Source organism: Glaciibacter kafniensis (genome assembly GCF_039538945.1).
GTDB lineage: Bacteria > Actinomycetota > Actinomycetes > Actinomycetales > Microbacteriaceae > Cryobacterium > Cryobacterium kafniensis.
In genome coordinates, this window is the sequence record NZ_BAABCN010000002.1 from 1,517,121 (window position 1) to 1,541,802 (window position 24,682).

General features: G+C 65.8%; 23 protein-coding genes. 9 read left to right on the top strand and 14 right to left on the bottom strand.

Annotation, left to right across the window (positions count from 1 at the left end; translation table 11 throughout):
• Positions 1–207: 207 nt before the first annotated feature.
• The 5 genes from ABD791_RS07600 to ABD791_RS07620 form a co-directional block, all read right to left on the bottom strand.
• On the bottom strand, positions 208–1,980 hold the full coding sequence (locus tag ABD791_RS07600) for a dipeptide ABC transporter ATP-binding protein (RefSeq protein WP_345064154.1): 1,773 nt from the start codon (positions 1,978–1,980) through the stop codon (positions 208–210).
• Complete coding sequence (locus ABD791_RS07605) at positions 1,977–2,774, bottom strand: ABC transporter permease (protein WP_345064156.1); 798 nt, start codon at positions 2,772–2,774, stop codon at positions 1,977–1,979. The genes ABD791_RS07600 and ABD791_RS07605 overlap by 4 nt, the downstream gene beginning before the upstream one ends.
• Positions 2,771–3,853, bottom strand: a complete 1,083-nt coding sequence (locus tag ABD791_RS07610; protein WP_345064159.1) for an ABC transporter permease — start codon at positions 3,851–3,853, stop codon at positions 2,771–2,773. The genes ABD791_RS07605 and ABD791_RS07610 overlap by 4 nt, the downstream gene beginning before the upstream one ends.
• Before the next feature lie 53 nt (positions 3,854–3,906).
• Positions 3,907–5,490, bottom strand: a complete 1,584-nt coding sequence (locus ABD791_RS07615) for an ABC transporter substrate-binding protein (protein ID WP_345064162.1) — start codon at positions 5,488–5,490, stop codon at positions 3,907–3,909.
• Between the two features lie 92 nt (positions 5,491–5,582).
• Positions 5,583–6,818 (bottom strand): amidohydrolase family protein, encoded by a 1,236-nt coding sequence (locus ABD791_RS07620; protein ID WP_345064164.1) that lies wholly within the window; start codon positions 6,816–6,818, stop codon positions 5,583–5,585.
• A 532-nt stretch (positions 6,819–7,350) separates the two neighbouring features.
• Between ABD791_RS07620 and ABD791_RS07625 the strand changes: the two genes are divergently transcribed.
• On the top strand, positions 7,351–7,812 hold the full coding sequence (locus tag ABD791_RS07625) for a PPC domain-containing DNA-binding protein (protein ID WP_345064167.1): 462 nt from the start codon (positions 7,351–7,353) through the stop codon (positions 7,810–7,812).
• Positions 7,813–7,845: 33 nt separating this feature from the next.
• On the opposite strand, the gene ABD791_RS07630 is transcribed toward ABD791_RS07625, so the two are convergent.
• The 3 genes from ABD791_RS07630 to ABD791_RS07640 all read right to left on the bottom strand — a co-directional run bounded on the left by ABD791_RS07630 (position 7,846) and on the right by ABD791_RS07640 (position 11,487).
• Positions 7,846–9,396, bottom strand: a complete 1,551-nt coding sequence (locus tag ABD791_RS07630; protein WP_345064170.1) for a helix-turn-helix domain-containing protein — start codon at positions 9,394–9,396, stop codon at positions 7,846–7,848.
• Between the two features lie 57 nt (positions 9,397–9,453).
• Entirely contained in the window at positions 9,454–10,386 is a 933-nt protein-coding gene (gene glpX, locus ABD791_RS07635; protein WP_345064572.1) for a class II fructose-bisphosphatase, read from the bottom strand.
• A gap of 141 nt (positions 10,387–10,527) precedes the next feature.
• Positions 10,528–11,487, bottom strand: coding sequence for a class II fructose-bisphosphatase family protein (locus tag ABD791_RS07640; RefSeq protein WP_345064173.1), 960 nt, complete (start codon positions 11,485–11,487; stop codon positions 10,528–10,530).
• Positions 11,488–11,599: 112 nt separating this feature from the next.
• On the opposite strand from ABD791_RS07640, the gene fbaA reads away from it, so the two are divergent.
• The gene (gene fbaA, locus ABD791_RS07645; protein ID WP_345064176.1) at positions 11,600–12,625 is read left to right on the top strand and encodes a class II fructose-bisphosphate aldolase; all 1,026 of its coding nucleotides are present in this window, start codon (positions 11,600–11,602) and stop codon (positions 12,623–12,625) included.
• A 14-nt stretch (positions 12,626–12,639) separates the two neighbouring features.
• The gene (locus ABD791_RS07650) at positions 12,640–13,305 is read left to right on the top strand and encodes a DUF6264 family protein (RefSeq protein WP_345064179.1); all 666 of its coding nucleotides are present in this window, start codon (positions 12,640–12,642) and stop codon (positions 13,303–13,305) included.
• A 116-nt stretch (positions 13,306–13,421) separates the two neighbouring features.
• Here ABD791_RS07650 and ABD791_RS07655 read toward each other — a convergent pair whose 3' ends face one another.
• On the bottom strand, positions 13,422–14,483 hold the full coding sequence (locus tag ABD791_RS07655; protein ID WP_345064575.1) for a 4-hydroxy-3-methylbut-2-enyl diphosphate reductase: 1,062 nt from the start codon (positions 14,481–14,483) through the stop codon (positions 13,422–13,424).
• Positions 14,484–14,573: 90 nt separating this feature from the next.
• Between ABD791_RS07655 and xseA the strand changes: the two genes are divergently transcribed.
• The 5 genes from xseA (at position 14,574) to ABD791_RS07680 (ending at position 18,930) form a co-directional block, all read left to right on the top strand.
• Positions 14,574–15,818 (top strand): exodeoxyribonuclease VII large subunit, encoded by a 1,245-nt coding sequence (gene xseA / locus ABD791_RS07660; RefSeq protein ID WP_345064182.1) that lies wholly within the window; start codon positions 14,574–14,576, stop codon positions 15,816–15,818.
• Positions 15,819–15,827: 9 nt separating this feature from the next.
• Positions 15,828–16,097 (top strand): exodeoxyribonuclease VII small subunit, encoded by a 270-nt coding sequence (locus ABD791_RS07665; protein WP_345064185.1) that lies wholly within the window; start codon positions 15,828–15,830, stop codon positions 16,095–16,097.
• Entirely contained in the window at positions 16,094–16,744 is a 651-nt protein-coding gene (locus tag ABD791_RS07670) for a DUF4245 domain-containing protein (RefSeq protein ID WP_345064188.1), read from the top strand. The genes ABD791_RS07665 and ABD791_RS07670 overlap by 4 nt, the downstream gene beginning before the upstream one ends.
• Entirely contained in the window at positions 16,744–17,400 is a 657-nt protein-coding gene (locus tag ABD791_RS07675) for a carbonic anhydrase (protein WP_345064191.1), read from the top strand. The genes ABD791_RS07670 and ABD791_RS07675 overlap by 1 nt, the downstream gene beginning before the upstream one ends.
• 114 nt (positions 17,401–17,514) lie before the next feature.
• Positions 17,515–18,930, top strand: a complete 1,416-nt coding sequence (locus tag ABD791_RS07680; protein ID WP_345064194.1) for a class II fumarate hydratase — start codon at positions 17,515–17,517, stop codon at positions 18,928–18,930.
• Between the two features lie 203 nt (positions 18,931–19,133).
• On the opposite strand, the gene phoH2 is transcribed toward ABD791_RS07680, so the two are convergent.
• The 3 genes from phoH2 to ABD791_RS07695 form a co-directional block, all read right to left on the bottom strand.
• Positions 19,134–20,432 carry an RNA 5'-3' helicase PhoH2 gene (gene phoH2, locus ABD791_RS07685; RefSeq protein WP_345064578.1) on the bottom strand — a complete coding sequence of 433 codons (1,299 nt, stop codon included), beginning with the start codon at positions 20,430–20,432 and terminating at the stop codon, positions 19,134–19,136.
• A gap of 357 nt (positions 20,433–20,789) precedes the next feature.
• Entirely contained in the window at positions 20,790–21,911 is a 1,122-nt protein-coding gene (locus ABD791_RS07690; RefSeq protein ID WP_345064197.1) for an aminotransferase class V-fold PLP-dependent enzyme, read from the bottom strand.
• A 12-nt stretch (positions 21,912–21,923) separates the two neighbouring features.
• A complete protein-coding gene (locus tag ABD791_RS07695; protein ID WP_345064199.1) occupies positions 21,924–22,709 on the bottom strand; it encodes an isoprenyl transferase in 786 nt (261 codons plus the stop codon).
• 70 nt (positions 22,710–22,779) lie between these two features.
• Here ABD791_RS07695 and trhA point away from each other — a divergent pair, with 70 nt between their 5' ends.
• The gene (trhA, locus tag ABD791_RS07700) at positions 22,780–23,481 is read left to right on the top strand and encodes a PAQR family membrane homeostasis protein TrhA (protein ID WP_345064202.1); all 702 of its coding nucleotides are present in this window, start codon (positions 22,780–22,782) and stop codon (positions 23,479–23,481) included.
• A gap of 8 nt (positions 23,482–23,489) precedes the next feature.
• On the opposite strand, the gene ABD791_RS07705 is transcribed toward trhA, so the two are convergent.
• Positions 23,490–23,804, bottom strand: coding sequence for a hypothetical protein (locus tag ABD791_RS07705; protein ID WP_345064205.1), 315 nt, complete (start codon positions 23,802–23,804; stop codon positions 23,490–23,492).
• Positions 23,801–24,664 (bottom strand): mycothiol conjugate amidase Mca, encoded by an 864-nt coding sequence (gene mca / locus ABD791_RS07710; RefSeq protein WP_345064207.1) that lies wholly within the window; start codon positions 24,662–24,664, stop codon positions 23,801–23,803. The genes ABD791_RS07705 and mca overlap by 4 nt, the downstream gene beginning before the upstream one ends.
• Positions 24,665–24,682: the final 18 nt, after the last annotated feature.

Below are 24,682 nucleotides of genomic sequence, written 5' to 3' on the forward strand. Positions count from 1 at the left end.
GCCGAAATCCTTCGCCGAACTGTGGCAGTTGACCATTTTCAGCGCTGAAATCGGTAATCTGCCACAGTTCGGCGCAGAACGTGCGGTTGTCGAGCCTATCGAGTCACCCCCGCGAGATGGCTGAGTTCAGAGGTTGCCTCGCGGGGTCACTTCGACAAGCTCAGTACATCGCTCGACAAGCTCGACCATCGGTGTCGTCGAAACGGGTTAGCGCGCCGCCACGAGCTCGTCGGTCGCCCGACGTCCGGGAATCGCTTCCAGCAGCTCGCGCGTGTACTGCTCGGCCGGGTTCGACAGAATCTGGTCGGCCGTGCCCAATTCGATCAGCTTGCCGAATCGCATCACAGCGATCTGGTCGGAAACCTGACGGATCACGCCGAGGTCGTGCGAGATGAACAGGTAGCTGAGACCGAACTCGACCTGCAGGTCGACGAGCAGCTGCAGGATCTGTTCCTGCACCGAGACATCCAACGCCGACACCGGCTCGTCGAGAACCAGAAGCTCCGGCCCGAGGGCGAGGGCACGCGCGATCGCGATGCGCTGACGCTGACCGCCCGACAGCTGCGTGGGCTTGCGCTCGGCGAGTGCCGGATCGAGGCGCACGGCGTTCAGCAGCGCCCGAACCGTCTCCGAACGCTCGGCCCGCGAGCCGATCCCGAAAGCGCGCAGCGGCTCGGCGATGATGCGCTCCACCGACATCGTCGGGTCGAGCGAGCCGAACGGGTTCTGGTAGACGACCTGCACCCGACGACGCAGCTGGCGCAGCTCCTCGCCACGTAGGTCGCTGATGTCGACCCCGTCGAACTGGATGCGACCCGAGTCGGGGGCGATGATCCGCGCGGCGATCCGCGCGGTGGTGGTCTTGCCCGAACCGGACTCCCCCACAATCGAGAAGGTGCTGCCGCGGGGCACCGCGAACGAGACAGAATCCACGGCGGTGAGCGTCGACGCTGCACCACCGGACGGCCGCAGCGTGTAGGTCTTGGTCAGCTCGTCGACGAGCAAGATGTTGTCGGCCGGTGCGGAATCCACGGCAGAGGCCGCCGTCGAACGGAAGCCGAGAGTGAGCCCGGTGCGCGCTGCGGCCGCTGCGACATCGCTGGCGTCGACCATGCTCGGCACCAGGCGTTTGCTGGAGAGGCCCGGCGCCGCGGCCACCAATTCTTGCGTGTAGGCGTGACTCGGCGATCCCAGCACATCGAGGGGGGTGCCCTGCTCGACGATGCGACCCTGCTGCATCACGATGATGTGGTCTGCCCGGTCGGCGGCGACGGCGAGGTCGTGAGTGACCAGGATCACCGAGGTGCCGTGGTCGCGGGCGAGCGCTTCGATCCGGTCGAGCACCTGGCGCTGCACTGTCACGTCGAGCGCACTGGTGGGCTCATCCGCGATGACCAGGCGCGGGGTGCAGGCCCAGGCAATGCCGATGAGCACCCGCTGCTTCATGCCACCCGACAGCTCATGCGGGTATTGCGCCGCACGGCTGGCGGCATCCGGGATACCCACCTGGTCGAGAATGCGCACGGCCTCGGCCGCGGCATCCGGCTTGCTCAGCTTGAGATGCAGACGCAGGGTCTCAGCGATCTGCTCCCCCACCTTGAGCAGCGGGTTGAGCGAGTTGCTCGGGTCCTGCGGCACGAAGCCGATCTCGGCGCCACGGATGCGACGGAGCATCCGCTCCGGCATGGTCGTGAGGTCGTCTTCAGCGAAACTGATCGACCCTGACACGATGCTTCCGCCTTCGGGAAGCCGACGGATGAGCGCCTGCGAGAGGGTGCTCTTGCCCGAACCCGACTCGCCGACGATGGCCACAATCGCACCGCGCGGCACGCTGAAGTCGAGGCCGCGCACCGCATGGGTGACGGTGCGGCCGTTCGTGTAGTCGATCTGCAGGTCGCTGACGCGGAGTAGAGGGGTGTCGCTCTGTGCTCCCCCTGCAGCGTTCGCGCGACCACTGGCATCGCTGTTGTGCACGATCATCGTTCTTCTCCGATCAGGCGCGCCAAACGATTGACGGCAAGGACTACGACCAAAATCACGGCGCCGGGAATGATGCTGAGCCACCAGGCCGTCGCAACGAAGTCACGTCCCGATGAGACGAGGGCTCCCCACTCGGGCGTCGGCGGCTGTGCGCCGAAACCGAGGAAGCTCAGCGCTGAGACCGCGAGAATCGCCGTGCCGAGTTCCAGTGCGGCCAGCGCGATGACCGGCTTCGCAGAGTTCGGCAGCACGTGTTCGAGCAGAATCGACGGCCACTTCACGCCGAGCGTGCGCGCCGCCTCGACATATTCTTCATTGCGGATGCGCACCACCTGCGACCGCATGATGCGCGTGAACGATCCCGCGGCGCCGAGCCCGACGCCGAGGGCGACCGACCAGGGCCCGAAGCCGAGTCCGGCGACGACGATGAGAGCGAGCAGCACGCCGGGAACCGCGATCAGCACATCGACGAAACGCATCACGACGAAGTCGAGCTTGCCACCGACGAAGCCGGAGATCAGACCGACGATCGCACCGACGATGACCCCGACGAGTACCGCGGCGCCGGCCGAAACGAGCGAGAGGTAGGCGCCGTAGACGACGCGGGAGTAGACGTCACGGCCGAGGTGGTCGGTTCCGAACCAGTAGCTCTCCGAGGGCGGCAACAGTTTGTCGGCCGCCACACCCTCGAATGGGTCGTGGGTGGCGAACAGCGATGGAACGAGCATGGCGGCGAGGGCGGCCAGGAGCACCAGTCCGGCGATGATCACGCCGGGTTTCTGCAGATTTCTCATGACTCAGTCCCCGCTTCGGTCAGAGCGGTTTCGGTGGCGGGGGCGGATGCCCCGGCGGGAGCAGAGACGACGGCTGAAGCGACAGCAGGCACTGCGGCAGAACCTACAGACCTGCGCCCACTCAACGCACCCCGGGTGCGCGGGTCGATGACTCCGTAGGACACATCGACGATCAGGTTGACGACGGAGTACACGAGGGCGACGACGATGACGACACCTTGAATCACGGTGGCATCACGGGCGAGCACCGCGTCGACGGTCAGGCGGCCGATGCCATCGCGGGAGAACACCGTCTCGACGACCGCGGTTCCACCGGCGAGATAGCCGATCAGCAGGCCGAGGATGGTGATCGACGGCAGCAGGGAGTTACGCAGCACGTGGCGCAGAAAGATGCTGCGCGGCGAAACGCCCTTGGCCACCGCGGTGAAGACGTAGGGGCTGCGCATCGCGTCGAGCACAGCCGAGGAGAACACCTGGAAGAAGATCGCACCGATCGGCAGCGCCAGGGTGATCGCGGGCAGGATGACCGCAGCCGGGTTGCGCGTGCCGGAGGCCGGCAACCAGCCGAGCCCGAACGAGAACACGCTGACCAGAACGAGCCCGCTGAGGAACGCGGGAATCGCCACGCCGAGCGGCGGAATCTGCAGCAGCGTCTGGCGCACCCAGCGCGACGGGGTGAGGAAGGCCAAAAAGGTGAGTACCACCGAGGTGACGACACCGAAAATCAGGGCGAGAACGGCAACGGATGCCGTGTTCGGCAGCGCCCGGGCGATCATCGCGTCGACCGGCTGGCCGGTGGCAATCGACACACCGAGGTCGCCACGAAGTGCGGCCAGGAAGTTGCCGAGGTACTGATCCCAGAGCGATCCGTCGAGGCCGAACTTCTCGCGCAAAACAGCGAGCGTTTCGGGATCGGTGGTTGTCGCATCCCCGCCCTTGACCGACAGTGCGGCGAGGAGCGGATCACCGGGAAGCAAGTGGATCAGCAGGAACGTCACCGTGTAGGTCGCCCAAATCACGAAGGCGAATTGGATGAGCTTGGGTGCCACATAGCGCAGCACCGCCAGAGTTCTCTGCACGGGTGACGTTCCTACTGATTCCACGAACTAACTATCTTGAGGTTGGCGTGACGCTACTCGGCGACGCGCACGTCGTAGAGCAGCACACGAGCAGCGGAGTCGAAGGTGACTCCCTCGACACCGGCGCGCGATGCGTGCAGCTGCACGGTCTCGAGGGTCGGGATGAGGTACGCGTTGTCGATGACGATCTGCTGAGCCTGCGCGACGAGCTTCGCACGTGCGTCGGGGTCTGCCGTCTTCACCTGTTCGGTGAGCACCGATTCCAGCTCGGCGTCGTCGACGATGCCCCAGCGTGCCTTGCTGTCCTTCGAGAACAGCACGCGCAGCGCGTCGGGGTCGGTGCGGGTGAGGCCGGCACCGAGGAAGTCGTAGTCGCCCGTGGCGATCGCACCGAAGAAGTCGCCGGCGGTGACCATGTTCAGTTTGAGGTCGATTCCGATCTTCTTCAGCTGCATCGCGGTGGCCTCGAGCACGTCTTGGGCGTAGAAGCCGGTGACGGTGACGGAGAGCTTGGTGCCATCCTTCTCACGGATGCCGTCGGCGCCCATGGTCCAACCGGCCTTGTCGAGCAGCGCTTCGGCGGCCTTGGGGTCGTACTCCATCGCCTTCGCCTGGCTGGCGAAGCCAGGGGTCGTCGAGGTCAGCGCACTGGCCGGCTGAACACCGCTGGCCGCGCCGGTCAGCTCGTTGATCTCGCCGCGGTCGGTGCCGAGCAGCATCGCCTGACGCACTGCCGCGTCGGAGACGATCGGGCGGGACGTGTTGGCGATCAGGCTGTTCGGGATGCCCGGGTTGGCCTTCGAGTAGATGTTGAAGTCGTCGGTGGTGAAACGAGCCTCGTCGGCGTACGGGAGGTCCTGGATGATGTCGAACTCACCCGAGTCGAGGCCACCGGTGCGCACACCGTTCTCAACGATGATCGGAAACTCGATGGTGCTGACGAGTGCCTCACCGGAGTGCTCACGCAGGCTGGACGCCCAGTCGTAGCCGACGCGCTTCTCGATCACGACGGAGTCGTTGGGTACGTAGGACTTGTAGGTGAACGGACCGGCACCGATGACGCTCTGGCAACGCTCTTCCGGAGTCAACACGGTGGTCGCCTCTGAAACGAGTCCGAGCGTCATGGTCGACGCACCCTGCAAGAACTGTGCGTTCGGCTGCGTGAAGTTCACGGTGAAGGTGTGGTCGTCGGCAACGTCGACGCTGTCATAGCCGGCGAGGTACTGCGAGGCCAGCGAAGCGGATGCCCCCATCGCGTAGAGCGCATCGAGGTTGGCCTTGACGACGTCGCTGGTGAGCGCGGTGTCATCGCTGAACGTGACGCCGTCCTTGAGCGTAAAGGTGTACGCGGTGAGGTCGGAGTTCGTCTCAAACTTCTCGGCGAGCCACGGCACGATCTCGCCGGTCTCAGCGTTCTGGTCGACGAGGGAGTCCACAACCTGGCGACCGACGTTCAGGGCCGTCGTGACGGTGGTCTGCTGCGGGTCGAGGCAGGTCGGGTCTTCCTTGAGCGCGAAGATGACGTTGTCCTTGGCCGATTCGATGCCGGCGCTGCAGCCGGCGAGAAGGCTGACTGCTGCCAATGCGCCGATCGGTGCCGCTGCCCAACGCATGGCACGGGTGGTCTTGCTGCTCACTGTGGATCCCTTCAAAGTACTGCTCGCTGTGTGGGTGGTGCAGGTTTTTGAGCGCGGCACACCGTCAGATGCGCGGCCTGTGGCGCGGGTGGTTAGAAACTCTGGGGCGCGGATCGCCCCGGCAGAGCGCCGGAGATGACGGCGCCTCTGGAGACGACAGCCACGATGTTCTCGGGGCGCAGCGTGTCAAGCTGCTCCCACGGACGCCCCTTGATCACGACGAAGTCAGCGCCGAACGACGGGGCGATGGTGCCGACGGTGCTGCCCATGCGGATCGCGTCAGCCGCGTCGGAGGTCGCGGCGATGAGGGCGCGCTCGGCAGTCCAGCCGAACATCTCCTTCATCAGTCGCACCTCTTCGAGCTGGTCGCCGAACTGCACGAACACACCGTTGGCGTCAGTGCCGAGCACGAAACGGACACCGGCCTGACCTGCAGCAGTGAAGTTGCGGTTGCGCTCTTCGACAACGCCCTGCGCCTTTTCCTGCGCCTCGGCCGACACGTCGACGCGGCCTTCGGCGATCACGTCGTTGATCATCAGCGTCGGGGCGACCGGGATGTTGCGCTCGAGCAGGCGGGCGAAGTGCGACTCGACAATGCCGGTGCCGTGTTCGAGCGAGTCGACGCCGTGGTCGAGCGCGATCTCGACGCCGATCTCGGTGTGCGTGTGCGCGGCCACGAGCATCCCGAGGGCGTGAGCCTCGTCGACGGTGGTGCTGATCTCGGCGTTGGTCTGGTTGCGCCAGCCCACTTTGTCGCCCATCGAGAGCACGCCGCCGCTGGTGTAGATCTTCACGCCGTCTGCGCCGGCACGGGCCCACTCGCGCACGCGCTTGCGGCATTCGTCTGGGCTGTCGGCGACGGGGTCGCGGTGCGGGTAGTGCGGCGGGATGAAGAGGTCGCCGTGACCGGCCGTCATGCCGACCTGACCGTTGACGACGATGCGCGGGCCCTGCTGGATTCCCTCGTTGAACACGCGGGCGACGGCGAGCTGACGCTCATCGCCGGCCAGATCGCGCAGGGTGGTAACGCCGGCGCGGGCGGCACGCTGCGCGTTGGCGGCGATGTGAAAGACCCGCTCTTCGGTGGGGGTGATCAGCGGCCAGCTCGACCAGTCGACCTTGCGCTGCCCGGCGTAGGCGCCGAGGTGCACGTGGGTGTCGACCAGCCCGGGGATGATGCTGTACTCACTGAACTCGGCCGCGGCATCGGCCGGCTCCACCGAGACGATGTTGTCGCCGCTCCAGCGCACCGTGCTCGCGCCGAGGGCGGTGTGGCCGTTCCAGATCTGGATGCCCTCGAGGGCGTTCGCCGCGTTGGCGGCGCTCATGCGTGGGTTCCGTTGGGGCGCATGAGTGACGTGTTGGAGAGCATTGAGGGTGAACCTTCCGCGTTGGCCTGCTGACACAGTGTGAGAACGTGTGACGGCCACGCTGCCGCGAAAAAGAGAAAGAGACAAAAGAGGGGTGAAGACGGTGACCATCGGCCACTCTTTGGCCACTCTTTAGTAAAGCCGCCGACGGGGTGCAATCTCTACGACAACGACTACAAAGAATCGGGAGCCGACGACCCCTTGACTTTGGTGGATCATCCGAATGCCAACTCCCAGTGTGCCAAAAGTTGGCTGAGAACTCGACTTTTGTGGGAATCGCCAGCAGCGCACGACAGCGGGACCCGCGAACCTTGGCGGATCCTCCGTGTACCTCGGGCAGGCCCTGTGATTAGCTCGAATGGATGCCTCATCAACGGTGATGTGCTGGGCATTCATCCGCACACCCTGTGCTGCAATCACTCAGAGGAACCCGCACCGTTGTCTCAACTCGCTCCGTCACTCCCCGCCATCCTGCTCCCCTGGGCCGCTGATGTTCAGCGCTGAGTTGACCGCCGGGCGCCGGTTCGCACTCGTGCTGCAGCCGGGCGACGACGTCACCGACAGCCTGACCCGGTTCTGCCGTGAGAATGGCGTGGAGCAGGGCTACCTTCCGGTCTTTCTCGGCGCGTTCAGCGCCCTCTCACTGATCGGCACCTGCGAGCCCGTCGATGACGAGTTCGAGCCGATGCCCAAGTCGGTGCACCTGACGAACGTCGAGGGGATCGGCTCTGGCACCATCGCGTGGGACGGCGACGGGCTGCGGGTTCTGCCCCACCTGCACGTGGCGGTCGGCCTCAAGTCGTATTCGGCGACGGCCTACGCCGGTCATCTGCTGGCCGCGACGGTTCAGTATGTGACCGAAATCGTGGTCGAAGAAGTCACCTCCCCACGGTTCAGCCGAGTGCCAGACCCGGCGGCGCGGGGCATCCCGAACCTCAGCTTCACTGCGTGAGCGTCAGCGTGAGCGTGAGCGCGAGCGTCAGCCTCACGGGGTGAGAGACAAAGCCAGGTAGAGGTCGACGCGGTCCTTCATGCTGGACAGGTCGCGATCGGTCAGCGCCTCGATGCGCCCGATGCGATAGCGCAGCGTGTTGACGTGCACGTGGAGCAGACCGGCGGCCTGCTGCCAGGCTCCCCCTGAGTCGAGAAAGACCCGAAGCGTCAGCACGAAATCCGAGCCGTGCCGTTCGTCGTACTCGGTCAACGGAGCGAGCAGGCTCTGTGCAAACGAGCCTCGTACGCGCTCGGGCAGCATCGAGAGCAACGCCTCATGCGACGGTGGGGTCGAGCCGGTTCCCCAGGTGATGGGGCCGGTTCCGGTGACCGACAGCATCCGCGCCCTGGCGGTCGTCACGGCATGCGCGAGTTGATCGATGGAGGTGATCTGCTCGCTCACCCCCAAGCGCAGCCGACGGGAGCCAAGCATCATGCTCTGCGCCTCGGTGTGCCGGTCGGCCAGTTCGATCAGACGTTCCGGCGTGGCATCGTCGCCGCTGATGACCACCGTCGCCTCGGCGTCGCGCTGCGTGCCGAGCAGGGTGTGCGGGTCGCCGCCGACGAGGGCAGTGACCGCGCCGAGCACCGCGAGCGGCGGATAGTCGCGGTCGTCGATGGTGGCGGCGACAACGATCAGCGGACGCGACGGATCGACGCCGAGCAGACGCAGACGCGCCGACGCCTCCCCCGGCGACACCGTGTCGTCGATGAGCATGGTGACCAGCTCGCCGACCTGCTCGAGTTCGGTCGACCGGCGGTAGTTCGCCAGTTCGAGTTCGACCCGCACCACGGCGATCAGGGTGCGGATGACGCGTTCCAGGTCGGCGGGCCACTCGCGGTGGTCGCCGGAACAGACCAGAAACCCGACCGGGTGATCTCCGTCGCCGATGATCGGCCAGACCGACGACGGGCGGCCCTCCTCGTCGGGAACGACCGCCGCCGAGCGGCCGGCCCCGAGCATCCGGTTCCAGACCGCGGCCCGCCAGTCGATGCTGGGTTCCGCCCCGACGACGGCCGTGAGCGCTCCTCCGGATTCGAGCACCCAGCATCCGACCGCGAACTCCTGGTGGAACAGGCGCAGCGCGCCCTGCGCACCCGGGCCTGAGGCCAGCGTGTCGAGTAGTTTGCGGTCGAAGCCGATGCTGCGGGAGATCTCAGGCCACTCGCCGGTGGCCACCGATGACTCGATGAACTGGGCGATCGACTTGAACGAGACGGTTTTCGAGACGGTGAGCAGGGCGACCCCCCAGCGGCGGCAGGCATCCTCCACGTAGTCGGGGATCTCGCCGATCACGATGCGACCGACCACCACCGCCGGGGCTTTCTTGCCGGCGAGCTCCGAAATGAAGACCTCGGCGCTCTCGGGCCCCTGAGCCCAGAGCGCACTGGTCAGCACGAGATTGTTCGCGGCAAGAAAGTGCCCTGGACTCGGCAGGTCGAGGATGTAGGCGCCCTCGACCGAGAGTTCGAGCAGTTCTGGAGTCGCCCAGACGACGGACAGGCCCAAGTCGGGGCGTTCCAGCAGGTCGGCTACTCTCACCGGCACTCACTCATTCAGGGTTGTCGATCATGTCGGTGTTCTACGGGGACGTTCGAGCTAGAGCCACTTCGAGGCGAGGTGCTCGGCCACGACGCGACGCACGGTGCCCGAACGCGAGCGCAGCACGATGCTTTCGGTGCGGATCATCGGACCCTTGCGACGCACGCCGTCAACGAGGCCACCGTCGGTGACTCCGGTGGCGACAAAGAAGGTGTTGTCGCCGCTGACCATGTCGTCAAGTTCGAGCAGCTTGTCCACGTCGAGGCCGGCGGCCAGCGCGTTGGAGCGTTCGCTGTCGCTACCGGGCGCGAGACGACCCTGCATGAACCCGTCGAGTGCTTTCAGGGCGCACGCGGTCGTGATGCCTTCCGGGCTGCCGCCGATGCCGACGCACATGTCGATGCGGCTTTCGTAGCGGGCCGCGTTAATGCCGCCGGCAACGTCGCCGTCGAGCAGCAGCCGGGTGCCGGCGCCGGCGGTGCGGATGGCGTCGATGAGGCCTTCGTGGCGCGGGCGGTCGAGCACCGCGACGCTCAGCTCGCCGACCGGTTTGCCGAGCGCCTTGGCCAGTTCGCGCAGGTTGTCGCCGATCGACTGGTCGAGGCTGACGACGCCGCGGCCGGCTGCGGCGGTGACGATCTTGTCCATGTAGAACACGCTGGAGGCGTCGAGCATGGTGCCGCGGTCGGAGACGGCGATCACCGAGATCGCGTTCTGGCGACCGGTGGCGGTCAGGCTCGTGCCGTCGATCGGGTCAACGGCGATGTCGCAGGCCGGCCCGCGGCCGTTGCCGACGTGCTCACCGTTGAAAAGCATCGGGGCGTGGTCTTTCTCGCCCTCGCCGATGACGATGACGCCGTCGAAGTTGACGGTGCCGAGAAATTTGCGCATCGCGTCGACGGCTGCGCCGTCTGCGGCGTTCTTGTCGCCGCGTCCGATGAAGGGCACTGCACGAATTGCGGCGGCTTCTGTGGCGCGAACGAGCTCCATCGCAAGGTTGCGATCGGGGTGCTCGAAGAGGGTGGCGGAATCGGTGCTGGTCACTAAATGGTCCTTCCCGGACGAGTCGTGTGGCAGTGGCGAGGCCCATCATTGGGCCGGCGCTGGAAACCCAGTGCCGCCGACTTCAGCCTACTCGCGTGTGACCCGACGGATGCCGCCGCCCGGCGAGACGACGAGGGAGGCGGTCCGAGAACCGCTCGCTCCGTGCGCCGCACGGGGCAAGTCGTCGACGCCCAGGTCAGCCAACCCCGTGACGTCGGTGACGGCGGTGAGAAAGAAGTAGCCGTCGGCGGCGGCCAGGTCGGCCAGGTCGAGAACGCGATCGATCGAGATGCCGGCGGCGTGGGTGCGCTCGCGCTCGGCGGGAGTCTGCGGGGCCAGGCGCGCCTGCATCCAGCCCCCCAGTGCCCGCACCGCCACCGCGGTCAGCACTCCCTCTGGCGCCCCTCCGGTGCCGAGGAGCAAGTCGATCGGCCCGCGCGGGTGTGCGGCCTGCAGCGCGGGGATGACGTCACCGTCTCGAAAGCTGACCACCGCGGCACCGACCGAGCACACGGCATCCGCGTAGGCCTGATTGCGGGGTCGGTCTTGAACCGCGACGCGCAGCGACGCGACAGGGCGACCCAGCCGGTTGGCGAGTTCGTGGAGGGTGTCACTGGTCGGTGCGTCGATGCGGAGGCCCTCCCCTGCCGCGCTGGTGATGAACTTATCGAGGTAGAAGACCGGCCCCGGATCGAACAGGCTGCCGCGCGGGGCGACCGACATCACCGCGATCGCGCCCGGCCGATTCGAGGCGGCGAGCCGGGTGCCATCGACGGGGTCGACGGCGATGTCGACGCGGGGTCCCGCCCCGGTTCCGACGCGTTCGCCGGTGAACAGCAGGGGCGCTTCGTCTTTCTCTCCCTCGCCGACCACGATGGTTCCGTCGATCGGCACGCGTGAGAAGGCCACGCGCATCCCGGCCACTGCCGCGCCGTCGACGGCGTTGCGGTCGGCCTGGCCGACGAGCGGTGCGGCGGCGAGCGCAGCGGCCTCCGTCACGCCCAGGATCTGGAGGAGAAGGTCATCGTTCAGGGTGAATGAAGGCACCCGTCAATCCTGCCGGATGCGCCGGTGCGCGGGCACAAGACGCCAAGTGTCAATAGACTTTGAGCATCTCGCCTGAATAGGCAGCCACATCCGCACGTCACGAGGAGAAGCAATGCCCATCGCAACCCCCGACCAGTACGCAGAAATGCTGAACAAGGCCAAAGACAAGGGTTTCGCCTACCCGGCGTTCAACGTCTCTTCTTCGCAGTCGATCAACTCTGTTCTGCAGGGTCTGACCGAGGCCGGCTCCGATGGCATCATCCAGGTGACCACCGGTGGCGCCGACTACTTCGCCGGCCACACCGTGAAGAACCGCGCATCCGGTGCGTTGGCCTTCGCCCGTTTCGTGCACTCGGTTGCCGACAACTACCCCGTCACCGTGGCCCTGCACACCGACCACTGCCCCAAGGGTGCCCTCGACGACTTCGTCATGCCGCTCATCGTGGCTTCCGAAGAAGAAGTGAAGGCCGGCCGCAACCCGATCTTCCAGTCGCACATGTGGGACGGCTCCTCTGTGCCGCTCGGCGAGAACCTCGAAATCGCCAAGGACATGATCAAGCGCACCAAGGCGATCAACGCGATCCTTGAAGTTGAGATCGGCGTCGTCGGCGGCGAAGAAGACGGTGTCAGCCATGACATCAACGACAACCTGTACACGACCCTCGACGACGCCATCGCCATGGTCGACGCGCTCGGCCTCGGCGAGCAGGGCCGCTACATGGCCGCGCTCACCTTCGGCAACGTGCACGGTGTCTACAAGCCCGGCAACGTGAAGCTGCGCCCCGAACTGCTCAAGGACATCCAGGAAGGCCTGCAGGCCAAGTACGGCACCGCTGCAAAGCCGCTCGACCTGGTCTTCCACGGTGGATCCGGCTCGACCGACGCTGAGATCGCCGAGGCCGTCGCCAACGGTGTCGTTAAGATGAACATCGACACCGACACCCAGTACGCGTTCACCCGCGCCATCGCCGATTACATGCTGAAGAACTACGACGGCGTGCTCAAGGTCGACGGTGAGGTCGGAAACAAGAAGCTGTACGACCCGCGCGCCTGGGGCAAGGTCGCCGAGTCGGCCATGGCCGCACGCGTCGTCGAATCAACCCGTCAGCTCGGCTCAGCCGGGCACTCGAACAGCTAGTACAAAGGATGACGATGGCCGACAATCCGGGAACGCCTCCGGCAGGTTCTGAACCCGCTGAACCTCAACCGACGACTCCTCCCGCAGATCACCGGCCACGCCCGAAGTATGGCGAGCTCGCGCCGGAGGGGTGGACCTGGAGTCCGCCCCCTGGCGCGAACCCGCACAGCACCGTCGTTCCGGATGGCGCCCAGCAGCCGGTGAATTCGGCCGCGAGCTCGTCGACGTCGTCGCTGAATTCGGCGCGACAGTCGCGGCAGGCTCCTGCTCCCCAGCCGCCCTACCTCGGTGCGGCAGCCACGAAGAAGCACGGCAGCACTCCCGCCTGGGACCGCCCGGTCACTCTCGGGCTTCTCGTGCTGGGCCTGCTCGGGCTCTTCTCCGCTCTCGCGATTCTCGGGTCGGTGCCCGACGCGATTCAGATGCTCTACACGCAGGAGAATCTCGGCACCTATTCCCCGGCCGCCGGAGTGGACAGCCTGATCCTGGCTGGCAAACTCACGCAGGGCGCGATCTGGGTCGTGACCGCCGCGCTGTCCGTGTTCGTGATGAGTCGGCGTCGCCGGGCGTTCTACCTGCCGCTGATCGGCGGCGTGGTGTCGATCATCGCGATCTTCGTCTTCTTGTCGGTCATCTTGGCGACCGACTCGACGCTGCTGGACTTCTACGGTCAGCAGTAGCCCGGCGCTTGATCCCGCCGAGTTTGACACTTCCGGTCGAGACCCCCTGTTGTGCCGGGGAATCTCGACCGGAACGGTCAAACTCGGCGAAGCGAAAACAGTCGCGACGCTCGGCGTTACAGGTCGTTGCAGCCGGGGTCTGACGACGCCGAACTACGCCCACCGAGCGCACGCTCATCGGTCGTGCCACTGCGCGTCTTGCGCAGCTCCTTCGGCAGCGAGAAGATCAGGTCTTCTTCAGCCGTCTTGACTTCCTGCACATCGCCGTAGCCGGCATCCGCCAGATCGGCCAGCAGCTCTTGCACGAGTTCGTCAGGAACGGATGCCCCGCTGGTGACACCGACGGTGTTCACGCCGTCGAGCCACTCCTGCTTGACCTCGCTCGAGTAGTCCACCCGGTAGGCGGCCTTGGCGCCGTATTCGAGTGCGACCTCGACCAGACGCACCGAGTTCGAGGAGTTGGCGGATCCGACGACGATCACGAGGTCGGCATCCTTGGCCACCTTCTTGATCGCCACCTGGCGGTTCTGGGTGGCGTAGCAGATGTCGTCACTGGGCGGGTCTTGCAGGTTCGGGAAGCGGGCGCGCAGGCGGCGCACCGTCTCCATCGTCTCGTCGACGCTCAACGTGGTCTGTGACAGCCAGACGACTCGGTTCGGGTCGCGCACCTGAATGGTGTCGGCTTCGTCTGGGCTACCGACGATGGTGGTGTGCTCTGGAGCCTCACCGGCAGTGCCTTCGACTTCTTCATGGCCTTCGTGGCCGATCAACAAGATTTCGTAGTCGTCGCGGGCGAAGCGCACGGCTTCGCGGTGCACCTTGGTGACCAGCGGGCAGGTGGCGTCGATGGCCTGCAGGCCGCGCTCGGCGGCCGCATTGACGACGGCCGGCGAGACGCCGTGTGCGCTGAAGACGAGGTGCGAGCCGGTGGGAACCTCGTCGACCTCCTCGACGAAGATGGCGCCCTTCGCCTCAAGCTCGGTGACGACGTGAATGTTGTGCACGATCTGCTTGCGCACGTAGACCGGAGCACCGTAGTGCTCGATCGCCTTCTCGACGGCGATCACGGCGCGGTCGACGCCGGCACAGTAGCCGCGCGGCGCGGCAAGCAGCACCTTCTTTGGCCCAACGACGGGGGTATCCTTGAGCCTGTTGCGCAGGCTCGGGATTCGAGGCATGCCGAGGCCGATCACGGGCGAATTCGTACGAGTGGTCACCCCCTCAGTCTACGGCGCAGCCACCTGAGAGTCCCCCAGAAGGAGGCCGTGATGAGCGACGCCGTCGCGAGCGATGCCCCACCCACCGTCGACACGCCGTGGCCGGTCGGTCTGCTGTCAGCCAAGATCCGCGGCTACATCGAGCGACTCGGCACCGCCTGGGTCGAGGGCGAGGTCACCCAGTGGGGTGTCAGCGGCGGAAACGTCTACGGCAAGCTCAAAGACCTGAACGAGGATGCGACGGTGAGCTTCACGGTCTGGTCCTCGGTCAAATCGCGACTCACCTCCGATTTCAAGCAGGGTGACCGCGTGATCGCTCTGGTCAAACCCAACTACTGGGTCAAGGGCGGCACCCTCACCATGCAGGTGTTCGAACTGCGCCACGTCGGGCTCGGCGACCTGCTTGAACGTCTCGAGCGTTTGCGCAAGCAGCTCGCCTCCGAAGGCCTGTTCGACGCGAGCCGCAAGAAGCCGCTTCCGTTCCTCCCCCACTGCATCGGCCTGGTCACCGGCAAAGATTCGGATGCCGAGAAAGATGTGATCCGCAACGCCCAGTTGCGCTGGCCGGCCGTGAGCTTTCGCGTGGCGCACGCCGCCGTGCAGGGCGACCGTGCCGTCGGGGAAGTGACCGCGGCCATCCAGCGCCTCGACGCCGACCCGGAGGTCGATGTGATCATCGTCGCCCGCGGCGGCGGCGACTTTCAGAACCTGCTCGCGTTCAGCGACGAGTCGCTCGTGCGCGCCGCGGCCGCCTGCAGCACTCCCCTGGTCAGCGCCATCGGCCACGAAGCCGACCGGCCCCTGCTCGACGACGTCGCCGACCTGCGTGCGTCGACGCCGACGGATGCCGCCAAACGGGTGGTTCCCGACGTGTCAGACGAGCTCAACCGGGTGCAGCAGGCCAGGGCGCGCCTGAGCAGCCGGCTCACCGGCATCCTCTCCCACGAGGTGGACCGCATCGGCCAGCTGCGCTCCCGCCCGGTACTCAGCGGAGCGGACTGGATCGTCGACTCGCGTTCGGAAGATCTCACCCGCTCTGTCGCGCGTGGTGTGGAACTCACCGGCCGCCTGCTCGAACGATCGGGCTCACAGCTCGCCGAACTGCGCAGCCAACTGCGCGCGCTCTCGCCCCAGGGCACGCTTGACCGTGGCTATGCCATCGCTCAACTGCCTGGTGGCGCCGTGCTGCGCTCGGCCGCCGACGCTCCCGATGGAACGGCGCTGGTGCTCACGGTGGCCGAGGGCCGTCTCGGCGCCGTGAGCTCGGGTCCCACCGCCACCGCGTCCTCAAAATAGCGAAATAGAATGGACACCATGACGACGCCCGCAAACTCCATTGCCGCCCTCAGCTACGAGCAGGCGCGTGACGAGCTCGTGCGTGTGGTTAACGAACTCGAACAGGGCTCGTCGACGCTCGAAGACTCGTTGGCGCTCTGGGAGCGTGGCGAAGCGTTGGCCAGGCGCTGTGAGGAATGGTTGATCGGGGCCAAGGCCCGCCTCGATGCCGCGCGCGCCGGACACAGTGCCGGCTCCGAACACAGTGCAGGCAACGACCAGGCGGCCACCGCCGAATGAGTCGCGCACCTCGCCCGCCCCGTGTCGTCGCCGAACTCGGTCGGCCCGAAACCCCGCAGGAAACCGCGGACCGCAAGGCCGCGAACTCCCGCAAGTACCGGTCGAGTAAGACAGTCAACAACCTGATCTACTCCCTCCTGGCGACGCTGGCCGTTGTGGTTCTGATGGTGCTGATCGTGCCCCGCAGCGACACCCCGCTCGACCGCACCGTCGACCTGAACCAGGTCGCCACCCAGGCACAGGTCGGTGTTGACCAGAAGCTGGTGAACCCCGAGCTGCCACAGGGTTGGCGCGCCAACGCTGCCACCTGGTCCTCCGGCGGCAGCGACAAGATCCCCTCCTGGTACATCGGCCTGCTCACGCCCTCGAACCAGTTCATCGGCGTCACCCAGGCGATGGATGCGAACCCCACCTGGTTGGCGGCTCAGCTGAAGAATCAGGCGGCCAGTGACACAGTCACTATTGACGGAGTCACCTGGGACGTCTACCGCAACACGGCTCCCGCGAAAGATCGCGGCAACTTCGACTACGCCCTCGCGACGGAGTCCGGCACCAGCACCTATGTGCTGATCGGCACGGCATCCGACGCTGAATTCTCCGACCTCGCCACTTTGCTCGCCCCGCAGATCCAATCGAACGGAAACTGATGAACGGTAGCCAGACAGACCCTCGACCGAGCCCGGCCAAAGCGTGGAGCGAGATGGTGCGCGGCAACGAGCGATTCGTCAACGGCGAACCGCAGCACCCCCGTCAAGACGTTGACCGGCGTGCCGAGCTTGCCGGATCGCAGACCCCACATGCCGCACTGTTCGGCTGCAGCGACTCACGCCTAGCCGCCGAGATCATCTTCGACAAGGGACTCGGCGACCTCTTCGTCATCCGCAACGCCGGCCAGGTCATCTCCTCGTCGGTACTCGGATCCCTCGAGTACGCCGTCGGCGTGTTGAACGTTCCCCTCATCGTCGTGCTCGGGCACGACAAGTGCGGCGCCGTCGCCGCGGCCATCGAATCACAGGCCGCCGACGCTCCTCAGCTGCCGCCGCACATCAATCGACTGATCCAGAAGATCGTGCCCGCCGTGCGCCGGGTCAGCCCCCATGCGGATGCCGCCCCGCTCGACCCGCAGGCCGTCGACGCGTCAGCGGTCGGCCGGGAACACCTGCGCGACACCGTCACCGAGATGCTCGAACGCTCAGAGATGATCAGTGACGCGGTGGCAGCCGGTACCCTGGCTATCGTCGGCGCGAACTACAAGCTGCTTGAAGGGCGCGCCGAACCCGACATTGTCGTTGGGGCTGTCTAACCGCCAGATTTTGCGCACACCGCGCACGCAACACCAGCACGACAACACCAGCACGACACCAATACACAGCACACGCACGTCAACACACTGAACAGAATTGAAAGGGATCACACCGTGGTGGAGAACTCCGCAGAGACCGGCTACCGGATCGAGCACGACACGATGGGCGAGGTACGCGTGCCCATCAATGCGCTGTACAGCGCACAGACCCAGCGAGCCGTCGAGAACTTTCCGATCTCCGGCAGCGTGCTGGAGTCGGCTCAGATCGCTGCTCTCGCCCGGATCAAGAAGTCAGCGGCCCTGGCCAACGCGCGTCTCGGCGTGCTCGACGGCGCCATCGCCAATGCGATCTCCGCTGCCGCCGACGAGGTCATCTCCGGCCGTTACGACTCGCAGTTTCCGATCGACGTCTACCAGACCGGCAGCGGAACCTCCTCGAACATGAACATGAACGAGGTTCTCGCGACCCTCGCCACGCAGAGCCTCGGCTCACCGGTACACCCGAACGACCACGTCAACGCCTCGCAGTCCTCGAACGACGTCTTCCCGACATCCGTTCACATCGCCGTCACCAGCGCGCTCATCGACGACCTCATCCCGGCCCTCGACCACCTGGCCGTCTCGCTCGAGGCCAAGGCGAGCCTGTGGGCCGAGGTCGTCAAGGCCGGCCGCACCCACCTGATGGATGCGACGCCCGTCACGCTCGGCCAGGAGTTCGGCGGCTACGCCCGCCAGATTCGCCTCGGCATCGAGCGCGTGCAGTCGGCTCTCCCCCGCGTCGCCGAGGTTCCGCTCGGCGGCACCGCGGTCGGCACCGGCATCAACACGCCGGCCGGATTCCCGCAGCTCGTCATCGAACTGCTCGTCACCGAGACCGAGCTGCCGATCACCGAAGCCAAGGACCACTTCGAGGCTCAGGCGAACCGTGACGGCCTCGTCGACGCATCCGGTGCGCTGCGCACCATCGCGGTCAGCCTGACCAAGATCTGCAACGACCTGCGCTGGATGGGTTCCGGCCCGAACACCGGCCTCGGCGAACTGTCGATCCCCGACCTGCAGCCGGGCTCCTCGATCATGCCAGGCAAGGTCAACCCGGTCATCCCGGAGGCCGTGCTCATGGTCTGCTCGCGCGTGATCGGCAACGACGCCACCATCGCCTGGTCCGGCGCCTCAGGCTCGTTCGAGCTGAACGTCGCCATCCCGGTGATGGGCACCGCGCTGCTCGAGTCGATCCGCCTGCTCACCAACGCCTCGCGCGTGCTCGCCGACAAGACAGTCGACGGCCTCGAGGCCAACGTCGAGCGTGCCCGCGCGCTGGCCGAGTCGTCGCCGTCGATCGTGACCCCGCTCAACCGAGTCATCGGCTATGAAGCCGCGGCGAAGGTCGCCAAGCACTCGGTCAAGCAGAGCATGACGGTGCGCGAGGCCGTCATCGACCTCGGTTTCGTTGAGCGTGGCGAGGTCACCCTCGAGCAGCTCGACGTCGCGCTCGACGTGCTGAGCATGACGCGTCCGCCGCAGGCCAAGTAGCACCTGCTTCACCTCACGAAACAGCGCCGCGTGTGACCATTGGTCGCACGCGGCGCTGTGTCGTGTGCCGCCCCTGCTTCCCTCCCATTCGACGGAGATTTCACGCTTTTCAGGTCAATCCAGGGCGAAAACACTGTTTTCAGGCAAAATCTCCGTCGAATGGGGAAGTCTATGCAGGCCGATCGTGGGGCGAGGCGCGAACGCTAGGCCAGCTCGTTGCCCTCCAGCATCTCGGTGACGAGGGCCGCGATCGCACTGCGCTCCGAGCGGGTGAGGGTCATGTGGGCGAAGAGCGGATGCCCCTTCAACGTCTCGATCACCGAGGCCACGCCGTCGAAGCGCCCGACCCGCAGGTTGTCACGCTGAGCCACGTCGTGGGTGAGCACGACCCGTGAGTTCTGACCGATGCGGCTGAGCACCGTGAGCAGCACGTTGCGCTCAAGCGACTGCGCCTCGTCGACGATCACAAAGGCATCGTGCAGAGACCGCCCGCGGATGTGAGTCAGCGGCAGCACCTCGAGGAGGCCGCGCTCAATCACCTCCTCGAGCACATTCTCGGAGACGACCGAGCCGAGCGTGTCGAACACGGCCTGCCCCCACGGGTTCATCTTCTCGCCCTGGTCACCGGGCAGGAAGCCGAGTTCTTGGCCGCCGACGGCGTACAGCGGGCGGAACACCATGATCTTGCGATGCTGCTGGCGTTCCAACACGGCTTCCAGACCAGCGCACAGGGCGAGCGCAGACTTCCCCGTCCCGGCTCGACCTCCCAACGACAGGATGCCGATCTCCGGGTCGAGCAGCAGGTCGATCGCCAGGCGCTGTTCGGCCGAACGGCCGCGGAGCCCGAAAACCTCCCGGTCGCCGCGCACCAACTTGAGTTCGCCCCTGGCAACAACCCGACCGAGCGCCGAACCACGCTCGGAGTGGATCACCAGCCCAGTGTTGATCGGCATGTCCTGCACGAGCCGGGTCTGCAGTTTCTCGGCGTCATAGAGTTCATTAATCTGTTGGCCGTTCAGGGTGATCTCGTCCAGCCCGGTCCAGCCGGAGTCGACGGCGAGTTCGTGCCGGTATTCGTCGGCGGCCAGACCGATTGACGACGCCTTGACCCGCAGTGGGAGATCCTTCGACACCACCGTCACGTCCAGCCCATCGCTGGCGAGGTTCATCGCAACGGCCAGGATGCGCGAATCATTGTCGCCGAGCTGCAGGCCGGAGGGCAACGCCGCCATGCTCGAGTGATTCAGTTCCACCCGCAACGTGCCGCCCTCGCCGACCGGAATCGGAAAGTCGAGTCGTTCGTGCTTCACCCGAAGCTCGTCGAGCAGCCGCAGTGCCTGCCTGGCGAAGTATCCGAGCTCCGGGTCGTTGCGTTTGGCCTCGAGCTCCGCGATGACGACGACGGGAAGCACCACTGCATGCTCGGCGAAGCAGAAGATCGCCTTCGGATCAGACAACAGAACCGAGGTGTCGAGCACGTAGGTGCGTTCACCCTGGTGCACCCGCCGGCCGCTGTGTGGGCTGGGGTTCGAGCTGGAACTGACGTTCGTGCTGGAGCCGGAGCTGGCGCTAGCGCTCCCGCCCGAGCTGCCGTCAGTGCTGGCCTGGTTCGAGAACTCATGGCCGGTTCGGTTCAGATTCACGACGACTCCCACCCCGCACCCGCAGGCGCGGATTTGGCTGGCGAGCTGACCACTTCTGGCTTCGGGCCGTCTGAAAGTGGCCGTCCCGATCAGGCGGTGTACCTGATGTGCATGACGCTACGACTCGTCGCCGTGAAAATGGTGCACGACACGCCAGCGTTAACCGGAGCGACTCCCCGCGCGACCTCCGCATGACGTGCGCCGGAGCCGGAGCGCCTAGAACGAGGCGGCGCTTGAATACGAAGTGAAGGCCCCGCGCACCATGTCGAGCGTCTCGGGAGCGAGCGCCGCATGCACGCTCAGGCGAACCGTTCCCTGACGTGTCGTCGAGCTCACGCCGTGGTTGTGCAGCGATGCGGTGAGCAGAGTGAGCTGCTCGACCGGCGGTTCGAGCACGATGATTCCGGCCCGCTCTCGAACGTCGCGCGAGGATGCGACAGGCACGGTGAACTCGTCGGCCAGATCGATCAGCTCGGTCACGTTGTCGGCCACTGCCGCCTCGATCGTCGCCACCCCCACCGCGTCGATGTCCTCTAGCGCGGCGGAGAACCGGGCAAGCGCGATCGCATCGGGGTTGCTCACCTGAAAAGCCCTGGCCGTACCGCTCGGCGCGATCACCTCATCCCAGACCTCGTCCTCGTCGGTGCCGGCGAAGCCGGAGAACACGGGCGTGAGCTGTTCCCTGGCCCGGTCGCTCAGCGCCAGGAACCCGGTTCCCCAGCCGGCACGTGCCCATTTCTGGCCTCCGGAGGCGACAACATCCGCCAGCTCGAACGGGGCGTCGACCACGCCAAAACCCTGGATCGCGTCGACGATGAGCAGACGGTCACCGATCACCTGACGGATGCCTTCCAGGTCGGCCACATACCCGGTGCGGGCGTCGACGAGGCAGACGGCCACAGCGGCCGTGGTGGGAGTGAGCTGCTTCTTGATCTGCCCGGGAGTGACACGGCCGTGATCGGTCTCGAGCCAGACCGGTTTCACGACACGCAGCGCCTCGGCGGCGCGCACCGCCGCGAACGGACCGCTCGGAAAGTCGCCGGGTGAGATCAGCACTCCGCCGGTGAGACCGAACATGGTGTGCATCAGACCCGTCGTGGTGTTCGGCTGGAACACGATCTGGTCGGTGCGAAAGCCGGTGGTCAGCGCGACGGCCTGCTGAAACCGTTCGGTTTGATTGAACAGTGACGCGAGGCTGCCGTAGCGACCACGGGAGAGAAGCTCGGACTGTGCGGCGGATTCGCTGACGACGTTGGCGGAGAGTGGGCCGACACGGGCGAAATCGAGGTAGCCGGGTTCTTCAAGAAAGCCTGCAGCAAACTGCTCAATGGCGCTCATCTGGGCCTCTCCCTATCCGCCGAAGCGGCGCTGTCGTTTGGCGAAGTCACGCAGGGCGCGCAGAAAGTCGACCTGGCGCAGGTCTGGCCCGAGCGCCTCAACGAAATAGAACTCGCTGTGCGCACTCTGCCAGAGCATGAAGTCACTCAGGCGCTGCTCCCCCGAGGTGCGGATGACCAGATCGGGGTCTGGCTGTCCGCCCGTGTAGAGATGTTGGCCGATCAGTTCGGGGGTGAGCGTCTCGGCGAGGTCTTCGAGTGTTCCACCGTGGGCGTGATGCGTGGCAACGATGCTCCGCATGGCGTCGGTGATTTCGGTACGCCCGCCGTAGCCGACGGCGAGGTTGATGTGCAGACCCTTCTTGCCGGCCGTGCGCGCTTCGGCGCCGTTCAGGGCGGCGACGAGCGGTTCGGGCAGCCCGGTCTTCGAGCCCACCTGCTGCACTGTCCAGTCCCGGTAGTGCGACAGCTCCTCGGCCAGGTCGGCGATGATCTCGAAGAGTGCATTGAGCTCTTCGCTGTCGCGCTGGGTGAGATTGTCGGAGGACAGCAGGTAGAGGGTGACCACCGAGATGCCCAGGTCGTCACACCACTCCAGAAACTCGCGCATTTTCGCGGCTCCGGCACGATGACCGTGGGCGGCTGAATCGTAGCCGAGCTGTTTGGCCCAGCGGCGGTTGCCGTCAATGATCATTGCCACGTGGCGCGGAACGACATCCGGCGTCAGCCCTCGGCGAAGTCGGCGCTGGTATACCTGGTAAAGGATGCCGCGCCCCGAAGGAACCTGCCGTTTCTGCACACATTTACGCTAGTCCACTCTTGCTTTGAATCCGATCAGTACAGCGGTGCGCCGGGCGTAGGGTTGCTTCATGGCCACTGCCGACACTCCACCGATTCTGCCTCTTCTCGAGACTGAAACACCGCGCCCCGAAGACCTGAAGCCCACCTGGCGCGGCTGGATTCACGCGGCAACGTTTCCGCTCACGATCATTCTCGGGATCATCCTGCTCGTGCTTGCCGACGGTGCGGCGGCGAAATGGAGTTCGGCTGTTTTCGTGGCGAGTTCCATGCTGTTGTTCGGAATCTCAGCGCTCTACCACCGCTTCAACTGGAAGCCGCGCACGAAGCTCATGCTCAAGCGGTTCGACCACGCCAATATCTTTCTGCTGATCGCCGGATCGTATACGCCGATCTCGGTCTTGGCGCTTCCGCCGAGCAAGTCGGTGTTTCTGCTCTCACTCGTCTGGGGTGGCGCGATTCTCGGTATTGCGTTCCGGGTATTCTGGATCGGCGCGCCGCGCTGGCTCTACGTTCCGCTCTACCTGGCCCTCGGCTGGGGAGCGCTGATGTACATCGTCGACTTCTTCGAGGCGAACGCCGCGATGATGACGCTCATCATGATCGGCGGACTCTGCTACTCGGTCGGCGCCGTCGTCTACGCGCTGAAGAAGCCCAACCCGGTTCCCGGTGTGTTCGGGTTCCATGAGATCTTTCACGCCCTCACCCTGGTGGCGTTCCTCTGCCACTGGACGGCCATCCTGTTGATCGCCACACACCCGCTCTACCCGTAGGGGTTGCGTTACTTCTCCGGAGTACCAGGCTTCTCGCTCGGCTCGACCGACTCAGTCGGTTCGCCCTGCTCGCCCTGCCCGTCCTGCCCGTCGTGCTCAGCCGCCTCAGCCTCGAGACGCTCCCGGATCTGCTCACGGTAGGTGGTGCGACGGATGCGACGCACCAGGTCGAAGCCGAGAAAGACGGTGGCGACGGCAACCGCGAAGATCGCGAAGAATCCGATGACACCGGGAGTGACTAGGTCGTCCGGCGGCGGAGTCTGGTCGTCGGCGGCAGAGAGTACGGTCAACACGGTCAGAACGGTGCTCGCAACTACGCTCATGCCGTGTGCTCCACGCCGGCGAAGAGGTCGGATTCAGGCATGACGGTGTCAACTTTCGATTCAATGAGCTGGAAATCTTCAAACGGCCAGGCCTTGCGAATGAGATCGTTCGGCCAGAAGAAGAAGCTGCTGTTCGGCGACACCTGGCTGGCGTGGGCGCGCAGCGCAGCATCGCGAGCCTCGAGAAACTCACCGACCGGAACGTGCGTCGTCGCCAGGGCCGGGTAATCCTTCATCCATTCGCGGGCCGCGCCGAGTGGTTCGAGCAGGTCGGAATCGGGCTCGGTCACGCTCAGCTCGAGATACATGGCGTCGATGCGTTCGAGGTTGAAGATGCGGTCGTAGTACAGCTTGTCGACCTGCCACGGCTCGCCGGCGTCGGGATATTTGTCGGCATCCGCTGCGTCGCGGAAAGCGGCAATCGACACCTCATGCGTGCGGATGTGGTCTGGGTGCGGGTAGCCGCCCTTTTCGTCATAAGTGACGAGCACGTGCGGGCGAAACTCACGGATCACGCGCACGAGCGGCTCGGCCGAAATCTCGACGGGGATCGAGGCAAAGGAGTTCGGCGGCACGGTGCCGTCTTCATCCATGCCCGAGTCGCGGTAGCCGAGCCAGCGGTGTTCGATGTCGAGGATGCGCTGAGCCGTCTCCATTTCGAGACGCCGGAGGCCCGCCAAATCGCGGTGGGCCATTCCGTTGTCGGCGAGTGCCTCGTTCAGGATGCTGCCGCGTTCGCCGCCTGTGCAGCTCACGACGAGCACCTGGTCGCCCAAACTGCGGTAGTACGCGTAGGTTGCCGCACCCTTGCTCGACTCATCATCAGGATGTGCGTGCACTGCCAGTAGACGCCGTGTCACGAAACTCCTCCAGAATGC

Excerpts from the sequence above, each read along its gene's own strand:
- ABD791_RS07600 (WP_345064154.1), bottom strand. The coding sequence starts at position 1,980 with ATGATCGTGCACAACAGCGATGCCAGTGGTCGCGCGAACGCTGCAGGG.
- ABD791_RS07605 (WP_345064156.1), bottom strand. The coding sequence starts at position 2,774 with ATGAGAAATCTGCAGAAACCCGGCGTGATCATCGCCGGACTGGTGCTC.
- ABD791_RS07620 (WP_345064164.1), bottom strand. The coding sequence starts at position 6,818 with ATGAGCGCCGCCAACGCGGCGAACGCCCTCGAGGGCATCCAGATCTGG.
- ABD791_RS07625 (WP_345064167.1), top strand. The coding sequence starts at position 7,351 with ATGTTCAGCGCTGAGTTGACCGCCGGGCGCCGGTTCGCACTCGTGCTG.
- glpX (WP_345064572.1), bottom strand. The coding sequence starts at position 10,386 with ATGGAGCTCGTTCGCGCCACAGAAGCCGCCGCAATTCGTGCAGTGCCC.
- fbaA (WP_345064176.1), top strand. The coding sequence starts at position 11,600 with ATGCCCATCGCAACCCCCGACCAGTACGCAGAAATGCTGAACAAGGCC.
- ABD791_RS07650 (WP_345064179.1), top strand. The coding sequence starts at position 12,640 with ATGGCCGACAATCCGGGAACGCCTCCGGCAGGTTCTGAACCCGCTGAA.
- ABD791_RS07655 (WP_345064575.1), bottom strand. The coding sequence starts at position 14,483 with ATGCCTCGAATCCCGAGCCTGCGCAACAGGCTCAAGGATACCCCCGTC.
- xseA (WP_345064182.1), top strand. The coding sequence starts at position 14,574 with ATGAGCGACGCCGTCGCGAGCGATGCCCCACCCACCGTCGACACGCCG.
- ABD791_RS07665 (WP_345064185.1), top strand. The coding sequence starts at position 15,828 with ATGGACACCATGACGACGCCCGCAAACTCCATTGCCGCCCTCAGCTAC.
- ABD791_RS07670 (WP_345064188.1), top strand. The coding sequence starts at position 16,094 with ATGAGTCGCGCACCTCGCCCGCCCCGTGTCGTCGCCGAACTCGGTCGG.
- ABD791_RS07675 (WP_345064191.1), top strand. The coding sequence starts at position 16,744 with ATGAACGGTAGCCAGACAGACCCTCGACCGAGCCCGGCCAAAGCGTGG.
- ABD791_RS07690 (WP_345064197.1), bottom strand. The coding sequence starts at position 21,911 with ATGAGCGCCATTGAGCAGTTTGCTGCAGGCTTTCTTGAAGAACCCGGC.
- trhA (WP_345064202.1), top strand. The coding sequence starts at position 22,780 with ATGGCCACTGCCGACACTCCACCGATTCTGCCTCTTCTCGAGACTGAA.
- ABD791_RS07705 (WP_345064205.1), bottom strand. The coding sequence starts at position 23,804 with ATGAGCGTAGTTGCGAGCACCGTTCTGACCGTGTTGACCGTACTCTCT.